Raw genomic sequence first — 22,618 nt, 5'->3', positions numbered from 1 at the left:
GTATGGTGGTCTAAATAATGTGTACGGACAGAATAGAATATTATCACGGGGCATTTTATGTACGAAAGGATAACTGTACTGATTGCAGGCACTGCTGCCTGAGGCAAACGGCTGTTTTTAGCGATTACGAAGCTTATGATTAGCGCCTGATTCTAACAAGCAAACTTGTGCTGCTGTCAGTGTTTTTCCTTTGATGCGCCATAAGCAAAAAAATTATTTCGACGTAGCGTTGCTATGCCTTCAAGATATTTTTACCTCTGACTTGTAAGAAAAAAGCTGTTTAGAATCTTTACGTATACAACTTACGAACACGCTCTAGTATTTTGGGCTAAGTAGTCTGTAACTTCTTCCATAGACTGCTGTGCACCTTCCATAAAATCTGCAAGAAGATTTTGTGCTTCATATATATTATTGTTGCGAGCAAAATGTTCCATTTGTTGTGCGGTCTGCGCGAGTGCAACCGCGCCTACAGACCCCATAGTAGCTTTTAGTGTATGGGTGATGCTTGCTATTTTTTCAGCATCAGCCTCATTACATGCTATTTGCAGAAGTTCCAGTGTGGCAGGAAGTGACGATAAATACGTACGTAGTATCGTTCCAACTATCTTATGCTTTCCGTTAACCATCTCGATAATAACATCAAAATCAATATGCATTGCAGTAGTAAAATCTTGGTCTTTTAGCAATTCAGAATCATGAGTATCGACTGCTATATGGTGTTTTGGCGTGAATATGGAGCGCAAAACTTGTTGCAACGCGTGAAGGGTTATAGGCTTTTGAAGCCATTCCGTTACTTCTCCATTATGGAAACTATCAGTTGAGGTTATCGGGTCATGAGCACTGATTGTAACGATGGGAATAGTGACATCAAGGTTGGGAACTTCTCCCGCGCGTATGCGTTTTGTTGTTTCTAACCCATCCAGTACCGGCATTTGTACATCCATCAGGATGATATCCACTGAGGTATGGGAAAGAATTTCGAGAACCTGCTCCCCGTGTTCTGCGAGAAATACAGTGTGCCCGTCTTCTTTAAGCATTTGTATCAATACTTCCTGACTGAACACGTTATCTTCAGCTACGAGTACATTAAGTGGAGGCATGGAAGAAATAGTGTCTTGCGACTCTGCAAACAGCAAGTGTGGTTGGTCAGCGTTATCTGAGGGGATACTGCACGGGATTTGTACAGTGAATGTAGAACCCTGATTAAGGGTACTTTTTACTGTAATCGTTCCACCCATCCGCAGAGCTAGGCGCTGTGAGATAGCAAGACCTAATCCTATGCCACCATGTGGGGCTGCATCAAAAGATTGCAGTTGCGCAAAGCTTTCGAAAATTTCTTCTAACTTATCAGAAGGGATGCCGATTCCTGTATCTGAAACCGAACAGGTTAACAGCACTTTTTCTTGCGCAATGGTACTGGTGTGGTGAGATTGTGTCTCAACTTCACCGGATTCAAGGGGCGATGCATAGCAATGTACAGAAATAGCACCGGCATTTGTAAATTTAATCGCGTTCCATATAAGGTTGACGAGGATTTGCTTCACGCGTTCTTTGTCACTGACAACGAGTGGAGGAAAGAATGGGTCGGTTGTGACAGTGAATTCTAGATTTTTTTTGCGAGCTTCCCCTCGCATGAGATCACGAATGTTGCACATGATTTCTGGAACGGAAAACGGTGCAGATTTGAGCGAAAGGACATTCGCTTCGATTGCGGAAAAATCGAGCAAGTCATTTAATAGATTGAGCAGAGAGCTAGAGGCTCTATAAAGGACTTCCATGTTGCGCTTGCGGGTTGGGTCAGTTTCAGATCGTAAACCTAACTCTGAAATCCCGATGATTGCGTTCATGGGGGTACGCAATTCGTGACTGATATTTGCGAGGAAGTTGTTTTTTGCTGTACTGGCTGCTTCTGCTGCTTCTTTTGCAGCGATCAGGTTTTGTTCAGCTTCTTTTTGAACGGTTATATCGCGCACAAAGCCTTCAAAGCGGATGGAACCATCCGGTGCGGTGCGCAAACGAGCACTTTCCAGCACCCACAGTAACCGCCCGCTGTTGGTGCGTATTTGTGATTCAAAGTTAGTCACAAATCGGTTTTTGAGCATTGCATTAACAAATTCTGCTCTGCGCGTTGAGCAGACATAAAAGTGGTTTTCAAATCCCCGAAATGACCGGCGCATCTCTTCAACAGTGTTAAATTCAAAAATGTTCAAGAACGCTGGGTTTGCATTCAAAATTTCACCCGATAATGTGCTTTGAAAAATACCGTCTTGTGCGTTCTGGATAATATCACGGTAGTTGGCTTCTGTTTTTGCTAGCGCAGCCAGTGTCTTTTGTTGATCTGTAATATCTTCGAAGCATTCGATCAGTCCGATAATTTGACCGAAACCATCAAGCATCGGCTCGGTATTTTTAATGATGGTTCTCAGAGAACCGTTTTTTTGCCGCAGTGTGTGCTGGTTACCGCATGTTGTTTTTTGTTTGTATGGAAACAGTGCACATTCGTCCTTGCACGTATCTAAAAAAAGAGACGAGCAGGTTTGCCCGATCATTTCGATTGCTCTGTAGCCTGTTAATTCTTCAGCTCTTTTATTCCAGCTATCTATTTTGCGGTCCATTGTGATTGTAAAGACTGCGCTCGGTACCACATGTGTTAATTGTTCTGCTTTTTGCTGTGCTGTGAGCGCGTGCATTTCAGCATTTCGGCGGACAATAATTTCTTGCTGTAGCGTTGCCAGATGTTCCGCCGTTGATTTTTTACTGTCTGCTGCCTCTTTGAGGCTACGCGCAAGAGAAGTATTTTTGACAATCATATGTGCCGCAAATGTAATGCTTGCTGCCGCCGCTAAGAAGATGGCGTAAAAGATAAGCATAATGCCGTCTGGTAGCTGCCCTCGATTCAGTTTTTCGCTTTCGATGAAAGATATGGCGACAATCTTGCGTTGTATGATCGGCATAAGACGCGCTGTCATAGGAACAAGTGTGTCGTTGATGTGGGCTGCGGTGTCTAATTGCAGCAGCGTGTTTGGAGGTACTTCCGAAAGCTTGTTAATACTGAATTGCAGATCTGGTGACGTGGTGTGTGCAAAAAGGATATTATTGTACAGCAAGACAAGGTTGAAGCTGTCAGAGTTTTGGAGCAGTTGAAGATATTTTTCTATTGCTGTGGACGAGAGGGTTGCTGACAGCTCGCCGACGTGTTTTCCCATAATGAAGTAGGGGATTGAGATGCGTAGCTCTGGGTTGTCGCCACTCTGTTCCAATGTAAGGGGAGTACTGGGGGGAATGAGTTGTTTTTCTGTTATTGTTTTAATTGAAATAGGTGGTTCAGCGTTTTTGTTGGATAGTACGCGGATACGCATCCGGTATTTATAGTCGATGAAAGCAACTTCGGAAAAAAAGAATTCATCTTCGACTTTGTATTCCATAATAAAACGTTTTAGCACCACCTCAATATTCCAAATGATGGCACGCATGCCGTAGTCTAGTGAAATACCGAGCGCTTTGTTATGAAAATAGCTTGAAAAAGCTTGAGCTGAGGCAAGTGTGCGCAGGTCTCTTTTCCGTTCTGCAAAGTATCCTTTAAACGCACTTGCAACTTTTTCCGAGTCATTCCGAAACTGCTCCTGCCGCATCTGTTGTAACGAGCCTTGCGAACGATGCAGTAAAATACCGAGCATTAGAAACGCAGAGACAATTATTACGCAGAGTATCAATATGATATTGAACGATTTTTTACCCGAAAAAAGTTGTTCAAGCGGTTTGTTCATCAAGGAAAGCTCTTCGTAAAGAATTTATTGAAGTAAATGAAAGAATTAGGGAAATAGCAGTTTACGAGTTTTTGGTATTCTCCGCTTTTCCAGAATTGTTCGAAAAAACGGTTAAATTCATCTCTTAGTTCAGCAGAATCTTTCGCAAATGCCACGCCCATATTTTGTGGTTTAGCAACTGGTCCAATAATTTTGAAAGTGTAGGGCCAAGAACCTAATGCCATTAAAGCACTGGGAGATTCCATGAGAAATATATTATATTCCGAAGTAACAAAGGAAAGTGGCTGATGAAATGTGTGAAGCGGGATGTTTTCCGCAGAACCGGCTGCTTGACGAAGGCTTGGAAATAAATTGACATCAATACAGATTTTTTCGATGCCGTACACCGTTTTCCCGATGGTTTTGGCAACCGTTTTTTCAATATCTGCTTGAATGTTCCCTGTGGGAGATATGGGCTGGATGTCGGCATTTGCTTTTGCCAGTAGCCACACTTGGGCGGTGAATGTTGGGTGGGAAAATAGTACAAAGCGTTCGCGCTGTGGCAGGATTGTGAATCCATTTGCGAGTAAATCGCCTTTTGGGGGACGCACTGCGAGGCTTTGATCTGGTGAATAGGGGTTGATGCCGGTGAGGTCTGAGATTGCGTTTTCCCAGTTGGTGGAAATGAAGGTGTACTTTACACCAAGATGTTCCGCAAAGCGTCGAATGAGGAGGCAATCAAGTCCGTCAGCATTGTTGTCTGCAAATCTGGCATAGGGAACGCCTAAGTGACGTAGTTCTCCGCGGGCACGGATTTCGGAAAGAGTAATGCTATAGCTTGGTGTGGAAAGTAGCAGAACAGATAAGGCGCAGAAGACAAGAGCAGTGAATCCTGCAAATAGTTTTTTCAAAATTTCCTCCCAAACAGGTTACCCTATTTAAAAAAACAGGGTAACCATATTGATTTGGGAAGTGTGTACTATACATTGAAGAGGAAGTGAACAACATCCCCATCTTTAACAATATAATCCTTACCTTCAGAGCGTAAAACTCCGATGGCACGGCATGCTGCTTCAGTTTTATTTTCTACAAATGCATCATACGCGATAACTTCTGCACGAATAAATCCGCGTTCAAAATCGGTGTGGATAACACCCGCAGCCTGTGGTGCAGTGTAGCCATCAACAATAGTCCATGCGCGAACCTCTTTAACACCCACTGTAAAGTAGCAGATGAGTCCGAGAGTTCGGTAGCTAGTCTGAATTACTTGTACAAGACCACTTTCGCTGATGCCGTATGACTCAAGAAGTTCCAGTGCTTCTTCATCTTCAAGACCCTGAAGCTCTTCTTCGACCTTTGCGCAAATTTTTACCAGCTCACAGCCGCGGCTTTCTGCGAATTCACGCAGTTTGGTTACATGCTCGTTATCTTCTGCAAGACCGTCTTCATCAACGTTAGCGCAGTAGATGATTTTTTTGTCAGTGAGCAAAGCAAGCTCTGCCAGCTGACCAGCAAGCACGTCGCTGTCGCGTTTAGCAAAAGTGGATGCAGGATTACCTTCGTTAAGGTGGTCGAGCAGCTCTTTCATGCCGTTTACAACTGGAACCATTGCTTTGTTGCCACGAGTGGAGCGCTGCAATTTGTCATGACGCTTTTCTACAGACTGAACGTCTGCAAGCAACAATTCTGTTTCAATGGTCTCAATGTCGCGAATAGGGTCAACGGTGCCGTCAACGTGCGTAATGTTTTCGTCTTCAAAGCAGCGGACAACCTGCAAAATAGCAGCCGCTTCACGAATGTTGCCAAGGAACTGGTTACCAAGACCTTCACCCTGACTTGCGCCGCGTACAAGACCGGCAATATCAATAAAATCTACAGTTGCATGCAATGTGCGCTGTGGATTTGCAATTTCTGTGAGAACGTCAATGCGCTTGTCCGGCACAGGAACAGTCGCTTTGTTGGGTTCGATTGTACAAAAAGGGTAGTTCGCAGATTCTGCGTTCTGTGCCTTTGTGAGGGCGTTGAAAAGGGTAGACTTACCCACGTTGGGAAGCCCAACGATACCGATGCTCAGTGCCATAACTTTTTCTCCAAAATAATTTCAAAATCTTTGGCTCCGCGCGGCTATAATTCTTTTTAGTGCGAAACACAATTTTTTTCTCAGTGGCGGTGTTATTTTTACACGCTTTTGTGTCGTCTATTTATCGGAATTTGTTATATATATGGTTTCTTTTTTTGTATGTTTGCTCGGATGCTTATTACAATGTATGTGTAGCTGTGAGGGTTGACATCGTGCAGTTAGTAGTTACTATTCCTACTAAATTTTCTATCTATGTAAAAGGGGTTAAAAATATGGACAACATTCAAAAGATGAAAGCAACTGCTGTAGAAGAGTTGGTTCAAAATAATAAAGCAGTTTTATTAGATATACGAACACCTACTGAAATTTTAGAACAAGAAATTCCTGATTCTATTGTGATGCCATTTGATCTTGTCTCAGCCGATAGGATTAAAGATACAGTCGGGACAGACAAAAAGGTTGTCTTTGTCTGTAGATCTGGAAGTAGAGCAATTCAGGCGGCGCAGGCTGTAGCAGGTGCTGTTGACTCTGCTGTGTTGGATGGCGGCATTATTGCGTGGAGCAAAACAGGGTTACCTCTTAAAGAAGGTAGAAAAATTATCCCGCTGGATCGTCAGGTGCTTATCACTTTGGGAACCTTATTGCTGATTACCTTGTTACTTAGCTACACGGTATCTTCAGCCTTTTTATTTATAGTTGCCTTTTTTGGTGCAGGAATGATTTTTGCCGGAGTCACTGGCAATTGTGGTATGGCGCGTGTGTTGCTTCTTATGCCTTGGAATAGGACGCCGTTGTGTTCGAGTGGAACATGCGGGGCAGCTTCTAAACGACAGTGATTAAGTGGCACGAGTTTTTGAGATGGTAGTGGCATAGCGCACTGTTCACATCCCACGATAAAGACACGTAGTGCGTGTGGTTAACAGTGCAGCGTCTCATTTTTTTTACGTTTTTGAAAAATGTAACCACCTGAAAAAGCGAAATATTTAATATATTTTTTAACTTTACTATACTAGCTGTTTGCAATAAATGGCTTTGTGAAGCGTGCAATGCGATGGTGTATTGCTGACACGTAAAAAAAGTCCCTGACATTTTTATCAGGGACTTTTGTTTGCAACACCGCTGTACAGCAAGCGTATAATAAATTTATGCTTTGTGGCGTTTCCAAAGATCCAGATCAATCGGTACGAGAGCAAGAATTTCGGAATCTACACCCCATGCAGTCATAACCTCATTGCCAACGAGTTCTTCGAGGCAGGTGTCTGGTTTTTTGAATTTTGCATCAGGTGTAATGCCGTTGATAGTGATGCGCCATTTTCTTCGGTCGTCGAAGAACAGCACGCAATCAATGCCTTCACGTGAATATGTGTATTTTGTAAATGGCGGCATTTTAGCCGCTTTTTGCTGATGAACTTGTTCCATGCAATGTCTATACGCCATAAAAACAGTAGCGTCTACGACAGGATGCAGTGACATAAATGTAGCTGGAAGTATAAAGTGGTGCCAATGGTTGCAGGTGTAAGTATATGCAGCTTGGCGCGTATTGATATCAAAAAAAAATTCTGTAAGAAACAGATTAAAATCTAACTTGATATTGTGACTCTAGGTTGCATATTTTTTTTGCTATGTTAGTGGTAGCACAACAGTTGAGGATGGAGGTGAATGATGATTTATAAATATTTACTTATTATCTCAGTGTGTTGCATGTTGCTTATGGGGTGCAGAGAAACTCTTCCTGAAGGAGAGTATAGCCGCTTAGTACATTCAGTAGTGCTTCCAGTTGAACAAGATAAGATTGAAGTATGGTCTGAAGAAGTATTAAGTGACGGAGTGATTGTGCGGGCTGATACAGCTATCTTTTGGGTAGATGACGAGCGTCGCATATTTACGCTGAATAAACGCGCTGTTGATATTACTGATACGCGCAGTGAGTTGCCGTTTGTAACTCCACAGTTACTGGCGCACATTAACCGTAATCTTGTTTCCATTGGAAAGCGTAGGCTTAATGCTCAAGGTAGCTGGAAGTATTTTAAATGGAATAAAGCTCAGTAGGGCACAGTATACCAGTATATTATTGTGCAGGGGGACGCTGTGCAATATTCGTATTATTCCCAGCTTAGTATAATTTTTCACCAGTACGTACTCTGATCTTAGCGATATTTTGTGCGGATTCTGAGTAGCTAGTGTGTTTCGTTCGCATTACAAACAACTCAGTTCCGCACGTCATTTAAGTATATCTTATTCTCTCATCACTATAGGCATTCGCCTGATCTTCATTATATAATATCGAATTCATCGGTAGTCAGATTTTTTATTCTCCCCAACCCATACCGCAAATAGCGACGTCAAACTTGTAGTACTCGCGTTTTGTTGTGAAATATCCATATTGTTCTGTATCAACTTATACAGGATGAAGTTCGCGAGAAAGTCTTGATTCTGCTATCTGGCAAGAAGGGGTGCTATACCGATACAAGACGTAGGCGTTGAAGAAAGTACAGCTGCAAATATACTATGAGCCGTTTGTTAAGATGGAGTATAACAACAGTGAGTAATAACTGGTCTGACTGACCTGCTGCGGCATAATTGATTTTGTTTGTGAGCAGGTTTTGGAGGAATAATGAAAATAGGAAGTATGCTAACTCTTTTCGTTTCCGTATGCACAATATTCTGTTTTGCAAGCGGTGCAATTGTGGCAAGTGCAGCACCTTGGGATGATTATAAAAAACCAGATAAAGATAAGCTTAAAGAACTACTTACTCCGCTTCAATACCGCGTAACTCAGGAAGATGGAACAGAGACTCCCTTTGAAAATCCGTATTATAAGTTTTACACAAAAAAGGGCATTTATGTAGATTTGCTTTCGGGTGCCCCATTGTTCAGCACAACGGATCAATTTGATTCGGGTACGGGGTGGCCGTCATTCACCAAGCCGATTGATCCTAAGTACATAACGTTGCACAAAAAGTTTTCTTTTTTTGGCGAGACTTATGAAGTTCGTAGTAATACATCGGATTCTCATTTAGGAGACAGGTTTAACGATGGACCTCCTCCAAATCATTTGCGCTACTGCATCAACTCTGCGGCACTCCGATTTATTCCAAAGGATTCTATGGAAAAAGAAGGGTATGGTGCATTTTTAGACTTGGTTAAATAAGGCGTAGATAGCTTTGAATTGCAAACGTATCTGGCGGTGATAGGTTTTGCTCGTTCAAGTTTTTGATCGTGGATTTAATCAATTGCGGAAGACAATGTAAAAAGGGAGGAAGCTGGCTGGCTTCCTCCCTTTCACTATAGGCTTTGTTTTTAAAAAGAGGCTAATTGTTAGAAGCTGTATTGGGCGAGAATGCCAGCTTTGAATACATCGTCTACGTCTTCAGCTGCACCGTCATCAAAGTCGGTTGCAACGTAAGCGAGGTCTACAATAAAGTCGAGGTTGTCGTACATGCTGTAAGTTGTAACAAGGTCAAATTCTACAGCGCTGTCGTCTTCACCCCAGTTTTTGATGTCTTTAGAGTCATCGTTTGTACCGCGTACGTATGTTACGCGAACTGTGTGAGAAACACGTTCAATAAAGGTGATTTCGTCAGCCTGAAGGGAAACACCCCATTTGCCGAGTGCGTCACCGAAGATTGCATCAGAAGTGATGCCGGTTGCACCTTCGCCAACGAGAGTTGCCGGAGCAAAGTCCTGACCATCGATGGTAGGCATGAGACCTTCGCCGTCACTGTCGTTACCGGAAGCGTACCAACCTACGATAGCTGGAACAAAGTGGTCAGTTGTGTAAGCTGCTTTACCAGCAACGAGGAAGCCTGCGTCAGTGCCGGATGCTTTACCGTATACACCGTCGAGAGACAGAATAAGGTTAGGCATAGGAGTAACTTCAAAAGCTACACCGTACCACTGAGCGTCTTCATTAAAGGTAAGGTCACCCTGATTGCTGCTGCCTTTCTGAGCTTTGTCGCCAGCGTTTGCAAATACAAAGTATGGGGATACGTTTACCATTCCAAGATCTGCGTTCACAATACCACCGAACAGGTCGATAGTTGTCTGGCTTTCGTCAGCGTCGTATGGACGTGCGAAGAAACCTGTGAGGGAGATGTTTGGATTAATTGCACCGGATGCAACGATTGCTGCAACGTCATCAGCAAGCACTGGGCTGCCTAATACTGCACCAGGAAGTGCGAGTCCCTGAATACCAGCACGAACTTTAACAGCTGTCTGCGGGATAACGAAATCAATGTAAGCGCGGCGGGTCTGAACGTTTACACCGTCAGCACCAAGAGCACCACCGGAACCAGGGCCAACTTTGCCGTTTGCCTGTCCCCATGTGTTGTTAATTTCGAAGAATACAGTTCCGGAGAGATTCTCAGAAGCGATGATGTCAATCTGAGCACGGAAACGCTGAATAAAGTCGTTTGTTTTACCAGTGTTGTCTGTGTTTACATAGTCGTAACCAACCCAGAAGCCACCGGAAGCTTTGATATCGGCAGCAGATGCATTAAATGCAGCACCGAAGATCATACATGCAGCAAGTGCAAGAGTGATAATACGTTTCATGGTAATTCCTTCTTAATTTCATGAATTCAAAAACAAAGCCGTTCAAAAATTTGAACCTTATGGTTCAAAAAAAACTTACTGTATTACAAATAAAGAGAGCGGCTATGCTCTATACTAGTACAGTAAGTGTAATGTAACGACGTTACGTCAACGCATCTTTTTTCTTTTATGCTGCAATACAAACAAGTTGTAGTGCGAGCATGTTAGAAAAAGAATAGTGGATGTGATTGTTAGCAGATAGTACAGGTACAAAGATGCAAACAATGTTTTTGCCGTTGAAGTGGTTTTAGAAAACAAGCGATGAAAGTACATCGGAATAAACGTGGAAATTATTTCTGTTGAAAAATGTGTATAGCCCCTAAGTAAGAAGTCGTACTGGACTACGTCGAACCATGTATAGGATTTTACATTTTTCTAGTGCATCAAAAGCTACTTTTGTGGGAACAGCATTAATAACAAATGGTTGTGCTTAGCAAGAATGGTGTAGGTGTGTAATGTATTTCTAGTGGAGTGGGAATATATTCAGTGGGCTATTTTGCATACAAAAAAGATAGGCGTGACCGTAGCATGATAGGGAGAAGGCAGGTGAATGACTTTTCAGAGTGAGGATTGTGCAAAGAATTTTCATTAAACGCACAAAACCCCATTAAGTAGTGTATAAGCGTTTTGCTCACACCATTTAATGGGGTCTATTTTATGATTCGCAAGTGCGTAAAATTTGATGGTAGCGAGGGAGGGAATTGAACCCCCGACACTGCGGATATGAGCCGCATGCTCTAACCAACTGAGCTACCTCGCCATCAATTTTTATATGTCGCTACCGAAATTTTCTGCATTTGAGTGGTAGCGAGGGAGGGAATTGAACCCCCGACACTGCGGATATGAGCCGCATGCTCTAACCAACTGAGCTACCTCGCCATCTCTTGTGCGTCGCACTTCGTTGCAACGGGAGAGTGTTTAAGGAAATCTTACACACAATGCAAGTCTTTTTTGAAAAAAAGTTTGCCTAGGGTGCGTTTCAAAAAAAATTATGTCCAGAACAAGTATACTAATGGAGCAATAATTAATCGGTACCACGCGAATGGTTTGAATGTCATTTTGCCAACAAGAGAAATAAATGTTTTTACTGCAACAAGTGCGGAAATGAATGAGACTATGAATCCTACAGCAAAAAAAGGAAGATCGGCAGTGCTGAAAAGATGATAATGTTTCAGCATGTCATAGCCGGTTGCAGCAAACATAATAGGTACGGCTGCTAAAAAAGAATACTCAGCCGCGAGAGTTCTTCGCGCACCTAAAAGCATGCCCCCCATAATAGTCGCTGCGGAACGGGAAAAACCGGGCCACAACGCAAGACATTGGAAGCAGCCGATGCCGAATGCGAGTTTTGGGGTCATTTCGTCCAGAGTATGAAATGTCGCTTTTTCAACTGAATGTGATGGAGCGTACTTTTCGACAACCAGAATAAAAACAGCACCAATAGCAAGCGCGAAGGATACTGTCACCGGATTGAAAAGGTATGTTTTTATGAATCCGCTTAACAGTAATCCTAAAAGACCCGCGGGAAGCGATGTGAGGAAAAGCATCCATAAGCCGCGTATTCCGGAAAAAGGGATTTCCGGTGTGTTTTTTAACAGTCCTAGGAATCTGTTAAGATACAGCAGGACAACTGCAAGGATAGCCCCTAGCTGAATGAATACTTCAAAGACAGCCGCTTTAGGACCGGTGTAGTCAAGAAGGTGACCGGCAATAATGAGATGTCCTGAAGAAGAGACGGGAAGAAATTCCGTTAAGCCTTCAATAATACCAAGAATAACAGCAGAATAAAGTTCAGTCATATATATAGTATGTGGTTAGTGTTAATGGCAACAATCTTACAAAAATACCGCATAGTAGAGTGAGTTGCAAGGTGTTGGTTACTGGGGTAAGTTGTTGTGTTTTTCTATGTAAACGGATCAGGTTGTATCCTCAACAAGTAACAAGGAGTTGCAGATGGTTACCATTATGCCGCAGAAAGAACTTGTGAAAAGAGCTGTAGCGTACATACAGGAACGTCTTAGTGAGAATCCAGAAAACTTTCATAAGTTGCTGGATCAGGCGGGGATGCGGTTCAACCTGAGTCCTAAGGAAGCAGAAATGCTGAAAGATTTTTTTAAACAATCAGAAAGTGACCATTAGGGGGCTGTTCTGTTTAGAGTCAGTTTAGTGCATAGACAAATTTTTAAGGAGCATATCTCCATTTTTTGTCTGGCAATGTTTTCACTGGTTTTCCTGATCGTAATCGGAAAAGTATTACAGCTTAGAGAGTTGTTCCTAGGGCTGGATATCGGGTTGGTCGAAATGCTCAAGCTTTTCGGGTACCTGATACCGGCTGTTCTGCTTATGATTATTCCTATAGCAACTATGTTGTCTGTGTTTCTTACTTTTTTGCGTATGAGTTCAGATAGAGAGCTTGTGGCGTTAAAAGCAAGTGGCATCAGCTTATACCAACTTCTTCCGGCTCCTGTGGTGTTTGGCTCATTGTGTACTCTGCTTACGCTATGGGTATCAATGTTCGGTATTGCATGGGGTATGGACAATTTCCGCTCTTCAATTCTTGAGCTTGCTCAGACCCGCGCAAAAGTGGTGTTGCAGCCGGGGATATTTAATAAATCTATTCCCAATCTGATGATCTATTCACGGAGTTCAAACCTTGCCTCCGGTGAGCTGGAACACGTTCTTGTGCGTGATGCCAGCAGCCAAGCAGGTGATGTAACTATTATTGCGCCGAGTGGTAAAATTATATCAGACACAGACCATGGTGAAATCCGCTTTGTTTTGAATGATGGTAAAATTTATCGTCAGGATAAAAATCAGATTAGCGTGCTCGGTTTCAATCAATACGTTGTGCGGCTTGCATTATCGCAGCTTGTAAAGGGTGTGCATTTAGGGAAGCTTCGCCCTTCCGGCATGTCATATTCCCAATTGCTGGCGATTAAGAAAGACCCGTCATTGGCTGAAAGCCGTTCGTTTATTCGTAAGACTGATGTAGAAATTCCTAAACGCTGGGCAATGCCGTTTGCCTGCCTTGTACTGGGACTCTTTGCTATGCCGTTGGCGTGTGCTTTTGAAGGGATGCGTCAACAGATGGGCGTTGTGATGGCACTTGGTAACTTCCTTGTCTACTACAGTTTGCTTTCTATCAGTATGAAAAGTGGCGAAGGGGGCGGCGGAATTTCACCAGATATCAGCTTGTGGATTCCGAATGCACTTTTCGCGGTGCTGGCTGTGGCGGGGTTGTATTTTACTGCCAAGGAACGAACTGTGAATCTTACTGCCTTGATTACTCATTTGACGCTTAATTTGCGCAAGAAGAAAGGGGGACAGTAAGATGACATTGTTGACTCGCTACATGCTTCGACAGAACTTTTTTTTGATGTCGCTCATTCTTGGTATAGGTACTGCCATTTATTTACTGACAGACCTATTCGAAAAGCTGGATGACTTTATCGAGGTCGGACTCGGTTTTTCAACAGTCGCATTGTATTTTATCTGTAAATTGCCGCTGATTATTTCACAAATCCTTCCTGCGGTATTTTTGCTGTCATGTACCGTGCAGTTGTGTGTAATGTCCCGCAACAAAGAATTGGTGGCGTTGCAGGCTGGCGGTGTTTCTTTTGTGTCGCTTGCCCGTTTTATCTTATATATAGGCTTTTTCTGGGCGGTGGTTCAGCTTGGCTTTTCTCAGTACCTCGGTGTGATGGGTGATGTGGAATCACGACGCATCTGGAAAGAAGAGGTTAAAGGTGAAGTTGCGGAGAATATGACCGCAAGAGACATTTGGTTTCTTGAAGATAATTACGTCATAAATCTGCAAGTTGCCCATTTAGCTAAAGGAAAAGCCGAAGGTGTGACTGTTATGCAGTTAACAGATAGCGGCAATGCCATTAAAGAAGTAATTAAAGCTACAGGGGCAACAGTGCAGGAGAGTGACTGGCTCTTGACCGATGTTGTCCGCACTCAGCCCGGCAGCTATGCCGTGACCAATAGCCCTGAGTTTGTTTTGCCGATTAAACAGAAGCTGGCTGTATTCAAAACTGTTTCTACAAATACTAACTTAAACCGTCTGGCTTTGTGGGAACTTGGCGCAGCGATTGACAGGCTGGAAAAGTCCGGGTCGAACGTTGAGGCGCTTCGAACTACGTATCATCAAAAAATAGCGTATGCTGCTGCCGTTGTTATTATGGGGCTGGTAGCGCTCATGCTGCTTACTTGGCGGGATAGCCTGTATATTAATGTGTCTGTAGGGCTAATTCTTACATTCGCTTTTTATGCACTCTTTACGTGGTTTGGTGCACTTGGTGAGCGTGGATTTATTAATCCGGTTCTTGGTGCATGGTTTTCGAATATCCTGTTTGCGACGGTCACCCTTGGGCGAATTCTCTGGTATACACGATCTCGTGTGAAGAAGACTTCTTCCATGACTCTTTCCGGTAGCAACGCATAACTTCCTGATTGATTATAATGCGTGGATGTGTGGCGCGTTACAAAATGGTATTGCAGGGTAATAATCTTGTCTGTGTAAGTCATTTTGTGCCACACATCGCGTCATAGATTCCAACAGGCGAGTTAAGAGCTGACAACAATTTCAGTTTTTCGATTGTAATAATCTTTGTCATACATTCACATATGGGTGTATGGAGTTACTATGTTTGATGATAGTTTTTTTCCTGAATGGTTAGAGTCTTTTTTGATTGATGATGAACGTTTTGGCTCAGCGTATGACGCTGTACCGGACAACCGTCGGGCGTGGCTGAAAACGACCATTGCTCGGTTGCACGTTCTTCATGGAACCCCTCAAGTTACATGGGGTAGACAGGAAAATCACTGGCGGCAGGGGCATGTATCAATTGCAGAAACTCGTCCTGTTGATTGGACTGTGGTTGTTGTTGATTCTGAGTATGCATCTGGTGTGCGTCTTCTCGCGGCTGCAATGATGCCGTTGCTCAGTGGCGTAGAAGATATACTTGTCGTTTTTTCTGGTGAGAGTCAGGTTGCACCGGAGTGTCTTGCCGCGTTGGAATTGGCAGGTATTGAAACTGCTGTGCAGCTTGATACCGAAAAAACTGCTGCCTTTTTACAAGAGATAACAGCAGAAGATGTCAGCGGGAGATTGCTGGCAGTCGGGCGTGCTGCTGGAAAAGCTGTGCATAGTGCAGGGGTATTGAGTAATGGGCTTCGTGCATGGTTCGAGCCTCAGTACGATACTATCGGCGTGATCTCTGGCGGAATGATTGATCGCGATTTGCTTGCCTGGGCGCATCCTGATTTTACTATCGTGGACGTTGCGGCGGAAGACGTTGCTACTATCTCTTCGCTTGCAGCGGTTTGTTGTGAAGCTGATATTGTGGATTCCGTTTCTGATTCAGTACCTGTCTCTCTTGGAGCAGGGCAGGAAGGCTGCTGGGTTTGGGCTGATCTTTTGCCGCAGTGGTTTATGCACCGTCGGTTTTCTCTTCTTTCTGAAGTATAACATCTCGCTTGAGTGAAGGTGAATTCAATGAGCAAGGGCACGACTTCGTATCTGAAAAATTTGAGAAATATCGGTATTATTGCACACATTGATGCAGGAAAAACGACGCTCACTGAGCGTGTTTTGTACTACACTGATAAAATTTATCGCATGGGTGAGGTGCATGAAGGCACTGCAACCATGGACTTTATGCCGGAAGAGCAGGAACGAGGCATCACCATTGCTTCTGCCTGTACTTCCTGTGAATGGAACGGCGGGGTGATTAATATTATCGATACCCCGGGGCATGTAGACTTTACCATTGAAGTTGAACGTTCCTTGCGCGTGCTTGACGGTGCTGTTGGCGTTTTTTGTGCTGTAGGTGGTGTTGAGCCGCAGTCAGAGACTGTGTGGCGTCAGTCTGAAAAATTCAACGTTCCAAAAATTGCTTTGATTAACAAAATGGACAGGCTCGGAGCAAATTTTGTTGCTGTGCTTGATTCTATGAAAGAGCGTCTGCATGCTTCTCCGCTTCTCCTTGTTGCACCTCTTGGTGAGGGCGATGAATTTTCTGGGCTTGCCGATGTGTTGACGCTGGAACGCCTTGACTTCGATCAGGCATCTGAAGGGCGTGAGTACACTCGTACTCCGTTGGAAGGTGCAGAGTTAGCGTTTGCTGAAGAATGGCGTGAAAAGGCGTTGGAAACTCTTGCAGATATCGATGACTCCATCATGGAATTGTACCTTGGTGGTGAAGAAGTCCCGATCTCGCAGATGAAAGAGTGTATCCGAAAAGCGACGCTTGAATTAGCGATAACTCCTGTTTTTTGTGGTTCAGCATTGCGAAATGCAGGTGTGCAGTGTGTCTTGGATGGCGTGTTTGACTATCTTCCTGCACCGGTGAATGTTCCTGCTCCTAAAGCAATTATACGGGAAACAGGGACAAGCGAAGAGCTTGTTGTTTCTCCTGATGCACCGTTGGCAGCACTTGCGTTTAAAGTGCATATGGATGAAGGGCGAAAAATGGTGCTTGCCCGTATTTATTCTGGAATCTTGCGTTCTGGTGAGGCTGTCCACAACAGTACTCAGAGCAAAAAAGAGAAGCCGAGCCGATTATATCGACTACATGCAAGTCACAGAGAACAGGTTGATGAAGCTCGGGCTGGTGAAATTGTTGCCCTTGCAGGGATGAAGTTTGCAAAGACTGGTGACTCACTTGCAACAGAAGAATTTCCGTACCTTCTTGAAAACATAACAGGCTACCGTCCAGTTATTTCCCGTGCGCTTGAACCAGCAAATTCGGAAGAAGCCGATAAGCTTGACGAAGTGCTGGAAAAACTGCTGCTGGAAGATCCTACCTTACAATATACGCAAAGCCCTGAAACAGGTCAGCGTGTTCTTTCTGGTATGGGAGAATTGCATCTAGAAGTTATTGTAGATCGTCTCCGTCGGGAGTATCATGTGGCACCTCGTGTGGGTAATCCGCAGGTTGTGTATCAGGAATCAGTGACAGGTTCCGGTTCCGGTATTGAAGAATTTGACCGTGAACTTGGTGACAAACGTCATTATGGATATGTTAGCCTTTCTGTTGCCCCGCGAGAACGAGGTTCCGGTAATGTTGTCAGATTTGCGTTTGATGTGTCTGAATGGTCTGAAACGTGGGTTGACGCTGTAGAGCAGGGTGTTCAGGATGGTCTGCAATGCGGTGTGATTAAAGGATACCCAGTACAGGATGTTGAAGTAAGTATTCAGGAAATCAAGCGGAGTGAGCACTCTTCTGAACCGGGATACCGGATGGCTGCGGGCATGGCTCTTAAAGCTGCGTTGGAAAATGCAAAGCCGGAACTGCTTGAGCCTATCATGGATGTAGAAATTTCTGTTCCGGATGAAAATGTCGGGGACGCTATCAGCTTGCTTGGCGCAAAAGGTGCTAAGGTTGAAAACTTGTTTGACCGTGCTGGGCTAAAAATGGTGCAGGCATTAGCCCCTATGTGCAGTCTTTTCGGGTTTTCAACAGATTTACGTTCTGCAACTCAGGGGCGTGCAGGATTGGTCATTCAATTTTTGCGATTCGACAGTCTGTCGTAAGGGTTAGTACTAAGGAGTTTTGGGTGCGGTTTTGGGTCTCATTTAAACGCGCGATTCGATACAATTATCTTCGCGTGATGCGTTTGAAAGTTTCAACGCATTCCGTTGCACTGGGTATGGCAGTAGGCGTTTTTTCCGGTTGCCTGCCTATTCTTCCGTTTCAAACTGTAGTGGCTGTTGCGCTGGCTTTTGTGGTACGATGCAGCAAAGTGGCAGCGGCAGCAGGTACATGGATATCTAATCCACTGAACTGGGTGCCGTTCTACACAGCGTGTTTTATCATCGGCAATTGGCTTATCCCTATTGATGTAACGTTTGACCCTCAGCATATGGAGCTGAAGGATTTGCTCGAACAGGGCTGGGGAATTGTCGTTGTTATGATGGCTGGGGGATTGGTGATGGCAGTGCCATGCTCCATTATCTCCTATTTCGTTACGTTTAGGGCAGTTAACAGATTTCGTCAGCGTCGCATGATACGCCTTATCAATAAGTATAAGAGCAAGCATGGAGACCACAAAGATAATGACCAAAATATGGACAGCTGAGCAACAGGCTGATTTCGGACAACAACTTGCTGCTTCTCGTAGAGCGGTGCTTTTTTTTGACTACGATGGAACACTTGCACCGATAGTGAAAGATAGGAATAACGCTCGTCCATACCCCGGCGTTCGGGAAGCGTTTGAACGTCTTCTCGCGATAAAGCATTGTCGTACTGTGCTTGTGAGTGGACGAAGTGTTACAGAGCTTCAGCCTCTCTTGCAGTCTCGATTACCTTTCGAAGCATGGGGTTCGCATGGTGGCGAACATTTGCGCGCAACAGGGCAGTTTTGTCAGGCTTCTATTCCAGAAAAAGCACAGGAAGGACTACACGTTGCGGCGGCGAGAGTTGCTTCCTTGTTAGCGGCAGACGCTATAGAGCGTAAGCCCGCTAGTGTTGCTGCGCACGTAAGTGCTGTTAATGCAGAGCTTATTCCGCAATTTCTTGTGGATATTGAAGAACTGTGGGAACCCGTTGCCGAAGATTTTGGACTGGAACTTTTGGATTTTCATGAAGGTGTAGAAATTCGTGTTCCGGGAATGAATAAATCGCGTGCAATCTATTCAGTTCTTTCGGAAGAACCTAAAGATGCAGTCACTGCCTATATTGGTGATGATGTGACAGACGAAGATGCATTTCGTGCCCTAGGAAATATGGGGCATTCTATTTTGGTTGGTCGTGAGAAGCGTTCCTCTGAGGCAAAATGGTTGTTGCCAGCAAGCGCTGATGGCAGGCATATTATTGATTTTATACATGCCGCTGCATCTGCCTTGTCGTAAATATTATATGCGTTTTTAATCCCGTACTGCTTTGGGTAGTACGGGATTTTTTTATGCGGAGAGGATGATACTCTCATTGTTTCAATTTCACTCCATGGGTATTCTAATAGGCTGAATAACAGTAAAGGAGTCCCCATGTCTAAGACGTTTGGAGCCGATCAGGGTGTTATTGTTGTTTCAAACAGATTGCCTGTTTCTTTAGAGTGCTCAGGTGGCACATGCTATTCATCACCTGTTTCAGGTGGGTTAGTTACCGCATTGTCGCCAGTGCTGACAGTGAACAAGGGCACATGGATTGGCTGGTCTGGTGCGCCGGATGTTGAAGGTGTTGATGAGGCATTACGTCTTTTTTCAAAAGAGACTGGCTACACGTTGCAGCAGGTAGGCTTAACCTCTGAGCAGATAGAAAAATTTTATTTCGGATTCACTAATCAAATTATCTGGCCATTATTTCATGATTCGCAATTTGAATGTAATTTTGATCCTGATTTTTGGCAGACATATTTAGATGTAAACGCGCTGTTTGCCTGTCGCACTGTCGAAAGTGGTGAACCTGACGACTATGTGTGGGTGCATGATTATCACCTTATGCATGTGGCAAAATATATGCGCGAGGCAGGGGACAACCGACGGACAGGATTTTTCCTTCATATTCCGTTTCCCTCTGCGGATAGTTTTAGGCGGCTTCCGTGGCGATCCGAGTTACTACATGGACTGCTTGAATACGATCAGATTGGTTTTCAAACATTGCATGACAGACGTAATTTTATCCAAGCCATATCTGTACTTGCTCCGCATATAAAAGTTACTGGACGTGGGCAGGTTGTAACTGCAAAGGTCGGGACACGATCTGTTAAAATTGGCGCGTTTCCTATCAGTATTGATTACAAAAAATTTTATCGCATAGCACGGTCTGCGGCAGTGCGAACCTACGCACAGGAAGTACACAATGCGTTTCCGCATAAGAATATTGTGCTGGGTGTGGATCGTCTTGACTATACCAAAGGTATCCCCCAACGCCTTCAAGCGATGCATAAGCTTTTAACTATGTATCCTGAACTGCAAGGTGAAATAAGCCTGCTTCAAGTTGTTGTGCCGAGCAGGGCTACTATTCCGTTATATGCAAAATTAAAAAAGCAAATTGAGCGGCTGGTAGGGCAGATCAACGGTGAGTTCTCAAAACCGGGATACGTTCCTATTCATTATCAGTACCGCAATTTGGCATTTGATGAGTTACTCGCATATTATCGCGCCAGCAGGATAGCGCTGGTTACCCCGCTTAGGGATGGAATGAACTTGGTAGCCAAAGAATACTGTGCTGCGAATGTAGAGCGAAACGGAACCCTGATTTTAAGCGAGTTTGCTGGTGCTGCGGCACAGTTGAGAAATGGGGCTATACTGGTGAATCCTTTTGATGTAGAAGGTGTTGCTGCTGCTATTCATCAGGCTTATATGATGGAAGAAGGTGAACGGCGCAGACGGATGGATAGGATGCGGGAATCAATCCGCAAAAACGACATTTTTAAATGGGTAGACAGTTTTTTTGCATCTGCTTTTACAACGTAGTTTACCCGTCTGGATATATACACATGGCATTGGATATTAAGCAGGGACCTCGCGCAAAGAAAAGTTTGGGTCAGAACTTTTTGCAGGATAAAAACACCGCGAACCGTATTGTTGATGCACTTCAGATTGAAGCAGAAGATCATGTAATTGAAATTGGTCCGGGACCGGGTGCGTTGACACACCTTATTCATGATCGCAAACCAGCATGGTTTACTATTCTGGAAAAAGATCATCACTGGGCACATGAACATAAAAGGCAGCCGCCTGCCGGTTCTCCTGATTTGCAGGTTGTGCTTACTGATGCTTTGTTGTTTCCGTGGGAAAATTTGACTCCTGAAAAGCCTTGGAAGGTCATTGGTAACCTTCCATACAATGTCGCATCGCCGCTTATGTGGGATATTTTAAGTAAAACAACAGGGCTTAAGCGCGCTGTATTTATGATTCAAAAAGAAGTCGGGGACAGGATTGTTGCTGCTCCTTCTTCTAAGCAATATGGTGCGTTGTCTGTTTGGTTGCAAAGCCATAGTAAACCGAAACGAGAATTTATTGTGCCTCCTGGGGTATTTATTCCTCGTCCGAAAGTTGATTCTGCTGTGCTGAGCTTTATGCCGATTCCTGCGGAAGAACGTGACTTTGACCCTGCTGCGCTTTCATGGTTACTTAAAGTTACATTTCAGCAGCGTCGCAAGCAATTGCAGAAAATTCTCAAGGGCTGCATAGCCTCCGGTATCGAACAAGCTCTTGAAGCTGCTGGTGTGCAAGGAACTGCGAGACCGGAGACACTTACGCCACGTCAGTTCCAACTGCTCGCAGATGCATTGAAATCTTGCCCAAAGAAGTAGGAAAGCCCCAATTGTAAGGCTCTGGGGCGTATAAACCGTTGCATATGCTGCATGCATCTGGTATCGACTAACAAGTTTGGGCTTATATCTCAAATAACAGTAATAATTATTGTAGCTGGAGTGTGTGCGCTTTGGCGAAATTTATTGCAACCCCAGAGAGGAGGACGTGGCCGTGACCAAGGCGGAACTCGTAGAACGAATTGCTGAAAAAGCAAATCTTACTAAAGCAAATGCAGAACGTTCACTGAACGCATTTCTTGAATCTGTTCAGGATGTTCTTGTAGCCGAAGGCAAATTGACTTTGACAGGCTTTGGTACGTTTGTTGTTGAAGAGCGTAAGGAACGTTTAGGACGCAACCCGCAAAGCGGTGAGGCAATTATCATTCCAGAAACCAAAGTAGTTAAATTCCGCCCAGGAAAGCTGCTTAAAGAAGCTGTTAAGTAGTAACAGGAGGCTCATTATGCTGCACGGTGAAACTCTGCATAGCGCACTGCCTCAGGATATTCCTTGGTGGATGCCTGACCATTTTGTATTTTTCGGCGCACTCTACGCTGTTCTGTTCGTAATTCTTGGTGGACTGGGATATGTAATTCTTAAGTCCATTATGCATGCTAAGCACGACAGCCACGGGCACGGTCATTAATTCAGATTGACGGGCTTGCATGTTACGATATCAGCTAAAAAATAGATGGTTGAAGGACTAACTCTTCTGCACAGCTGTTTTTTCTTATTGAATTGTAATGTTGCTTCAGTCTGAATAATGAAAGCTGCTGTCAATCGACACGAATTTTGTTTGTCCCGTCCTAGAATAAGTTGACGGGTAATAAGGTTATCTAGATGGCTGTAGGACGAATGTCTTGCAGCCATTTTTGATGTACGTATCCAGGCGTCTTCATCTGTAAGCTCAGGTGAGGACGTTCTGTATTATATATG

Annotated in this window: 20 protein-coding genes and 2 tRNA genes; 14 read left to right on the top strand and 8 right to left on the bottom strand. The window is 44.2% G+C overall.

The window, feature by feature from the left end:
• Positions 1-302: 302 nt before the first annotated feature.
• The 3 genes from N4A56_RS14230 to ychF all read right to left on the bottom strand — a co-directional run bounded on the left by N4A56_RS14230 (position 303) and on the right by ychF (position 5,826).
• Positions 303-3,767, bottom strand: a complete 3,465-nt coding sequence (locus tag N4A56_RS14230) for a PAS domain-containing hybrid sensor histidine kinase/response regulator (protein ID WP_295548341.1) — start codon at positions 3,765-3,767, stop codon at positions 303-305.
• The gene (locus tag N4A56_RS14225) at positions 3,767-4,657 is read right to left on the bottom strand and encodes a transporter substrate-binding domain-containing protein (protein ID WP_295548339.1); all 891 of its coding nucleotides are present in this window, start codon (positions 4,655-4,657) and stop codon (positions 3,767-3,769) included. The genes N4A56_RS14230 and N4A56_RS14225 overlap by 1 nt, the downstream gene beginning before the upstream one ends.
• A gap of 68 nt (positions 4,658-4,725) precedes the next feature.
• Positions 4,726-5,826: a redox-regulated ATPase YchF gene (gene ychF / locus N4A56_RS14220; protein WP_293668007.1), complete on the bottom strand. Its 1,101-nt coding sequence runs from the start codon at positions 5,824-5,826 to the stop codon at positions 4,726-4,728.
• Positions 5,827-6,038: 212 nt separating this feature from the next.
• Here ychF and N4A56_RS14215 point away from each other — a divergent pair, with 212 nt between their 5' ends.
• On the top strand, positions 6,039-6,662 hold the full coding sequence (locus tag N4A56_RS14215) for a rhodanese-like domain-containing protein (RefSeq protein WP_295548336.1): 624 nt from the start codon (positions 6,039-6,041) through the stop codon (positions 6,660-6,662).
• Positions 6,663-6,969: 307 nt separating this feature from the next.
• On the opposite strand, the gene N4A56_RS14210 is transcribed toward N4A56_RS14215, so the two are convergent.
• Positions 6,970-7,245, bottom strand: a complete 276-nt coding sequence (locus tag N4A56_RS14210; RefSeq protein WP_293668003.1) for a hypothetical protein — start codon at positions 7,243-7,245, stop codon at positions 6,970-6,972.
• A 240-nt stretch (positions 7,246-7,485) separates the two neighbouring features.
• On the opposite strand from N4A56_RS14210, the gene N4A56_RS14205 reads away from it, so the two are divergent.
• Together N4A56_RS14205 and msrB are read left to right on the top strand one after the other, a co-directional pair.
• On the top strand, positions 7,486-7,875 hold the full coding sequence (locus N4A56_RS14205; protein WP_295548332.1) for a hypothetical protein: 390 nt from the start codon (positions 7,486-7,488) through the stop codon (positions 7,873-7,875).
• A 565-nt stretch (positions 7,876-8,440) separates the two neighbouring features.
• Positions 8,441-8,977 (top strand): peptide-methionine (R)-S-oxide reductase MsrB, encoded by a 537-nt coding sequence (gene msrB / locus N4A56_RS14200; protein WP_295548329.1) that lies wholly within the window; start codon positions 8,441-8,443, stop codon positions 8,975-8,977.
• A 167-nt stretch (positions 8,978-9,144) separates the two neighbouring features.
• Here the strand turns inward: msrB and N4A56_RS14195 are convergent, their stop codons facing one another.
• The 4 genes from N4A56_RS14195 to N4A56_RS14180 all read right to left on the bottom strand — a co-directional run bounded on the left by N4A56_RS14195 (position 9,145) and on the right by N4A56_RS14180 (position 12,218).
• Complete coding sequence (locus tag N4A56_RS14195; RefSeq protein WP_295548327.1) at positions 9,145-10,380, bottom strand: outer membrane homotrimeric porin; 1,236 nt, start codon at positions 10,378-10,380, stop codon at positions 9,145-9,147.
• Positions 10,381-11,102: 722 nt separating this feature from the next.
• Positions 11,103-11,179: transfer RNA gene (locus tag N4A56_RS14190), tRNA-Met, on the bottom strand.
• Positions 11,180-11,221: 42 nt separating this feature from the next.
• Positions 11,222-11,298 (bottom strand) — tRNA-Met (locus N4A56_RS14185).
• 110 nt (positions 11,299-11,408) lie between these two features.
• Entirely contained in the window at positions 11,409-12,218 is an 810-nt protein-coding gene (locus N4A56_RS14180) for an undecaprenyl-diphosphate phosphatase (protein WP_293667995.1), read from the bottom strand.
• A 154-nt stretch (positions 12,219-12,372) separates the two neighbouring features.
• Here N4A56_RS14180 and N4A56_RS14175 point away from each other — a divergent pair, with 154 nt between their 5' ends.
• The 11 genes from N4A56_RS14175 to N4A56_RS14125 all read left to right on the top strand — a co-directional run bounded on the left by N4A56_RS14175 (position 12,373) and on the right by N4A56_RS14125 (position 22,328).
• Positions 12,373-12,558: a hypothetical protein gene (locus N4A56_RS14175; protein WP_293667994.1), complete on the top strand. Its 186-nt coding sequence runs from the start codon at positions 12,373-12,375 to the stop codon at positions 12,556-12,558.
• Between the two features lie 27 nt (positions 12,559-12,585).
• Complete coding sequence (locus N4A56_RS14170; protein ID WP_293667993.1) at positions 12,586-13,749, top strand: LptF/LptG family permease; 1,164 nt, start codon at positions 12,586-12,588, stop codon at positions 13,747-13,749.
• 1 nt (position 13,750) lies between these two features.
• Complete coding sequence (locus tag N4A56_RS14165; RefSeq protein WP_295548322.1) at positions 13,751-14,866, top strand: LptF/LptG family permease; 1,116 nt, start codon at positions 13,751-13,753, stop codon at positions 14,864-14,866.
• A gap of 201 nt (positions 14,867-15,067) precedes the next feature.
• Entirely contained in the window at positions 15,068-15,892 is an 825-nt protein-coding gene (locus tag N4A56_RS14160; RefSeq protein ID WP_295548321.1) for a hypothetical protein, read from the top strand.
• A gap of 27 nt (positions 15,893-15,919) precedes the next feature.
• On the top strand, positions 15,920-17,959 hold the full coding sequence (gene fusA / locus N4A56_RS14155) for an elongation factor G (protein WP_295548320.1): 2,040 nt from the start codon (positions 15,920-15,922) through the stop codon (positions 17,957-17,959).
• 23 nt (positions 17,960-17,982) lie between these two features.
• Entirely contained in the window at positions 17,983-18,504 is a 522-nt protein-coding gene (locus N4A56_RS14150; RefSeq protein WP_295548319.1) for a DUF2062 domain-containing protein, read from the top strand.
• Positions 18,482-19,276 carry a trehalose-phosphatase gene (gene otsB / locus N4A56_RS14145; RefSeq protein WP_295548317.1) on the top strand — a complete coding sequence of 265 codons (795 nt, stop codon included), beginning with the start codon at positions 18,482-18,484 and terminating at the stop codon, positions 19,274-19,276. The genes N4A56_RS14150 and otsB overlap by 23 nt, the downstream gene beginning before the upstream one ends.
• Positions 19,277-19,411: 135 nt before the next feature.
• Positions 19,412-20,842 (top strand): trehalose-6-phosphate synthase, encoded by a 1,431-nt coding sequence (locus N4A56_RS14140; RefSeq protein WP_295548315.1) that lies wholly within the window; start codon positions 19,412-19,414, stop codon positions 20,840-20,842.
• Positions 20,843-20,865: 23 nt separating this feature from the next.
• Positions 20,866-21,684: a 16S rRNA (adenine(1518)-N(6)/adenine(1519)-N(6))-dimethyltransferase RsmA gene (gene rsmA, locus N4A56_RS14135; RefSeq protein ID WP_295548312.1), complete on the top strand. Its 819-nt coding sequence runs from the start codon at positions 20,866-20,868 to the stop codon at positions 21,682-21,684.
• A gap of 172 nt (positions 21,685-21,856) precedes the next feature.
• The gene (locus N4A56_RS14130; protein WP_293667983.1) at positions 21,857-22,129 is read left to right on the top strand and encodes an HU family DNA-binding protein; all 273 of its coding nucleotides are present in this window, start codon (positions 21,857-21,859) and stop codon (positions 22,127-22,129) included.
• A gap of 16 nt (positions 22,130-22,145) precedes the next feature.
• Entirely contained in the window at positions 22,146-22,328 is a 183-nt protein-coding gene (locus N4A56_RS14125) for a hypothetical protein (protein WP_293667981.1), read from the top strand.
• Positions 22,329-22,618: the final 290 nt, after the last annotated feature.

This window comes from Halodesulfovibrio sp. (genome assembly GCF_025210605.1).
GTDB lineage: Bacteria > Desulfobacterota > Desulfovibrionia > Desulfovibrionales > Desulfovibrionaceae > Halodesulfovibrio.
Note: the sequence above shows the minus strand (reverse complement) of the source record. Positions and strands in the feature narration are given on the sequence as shown.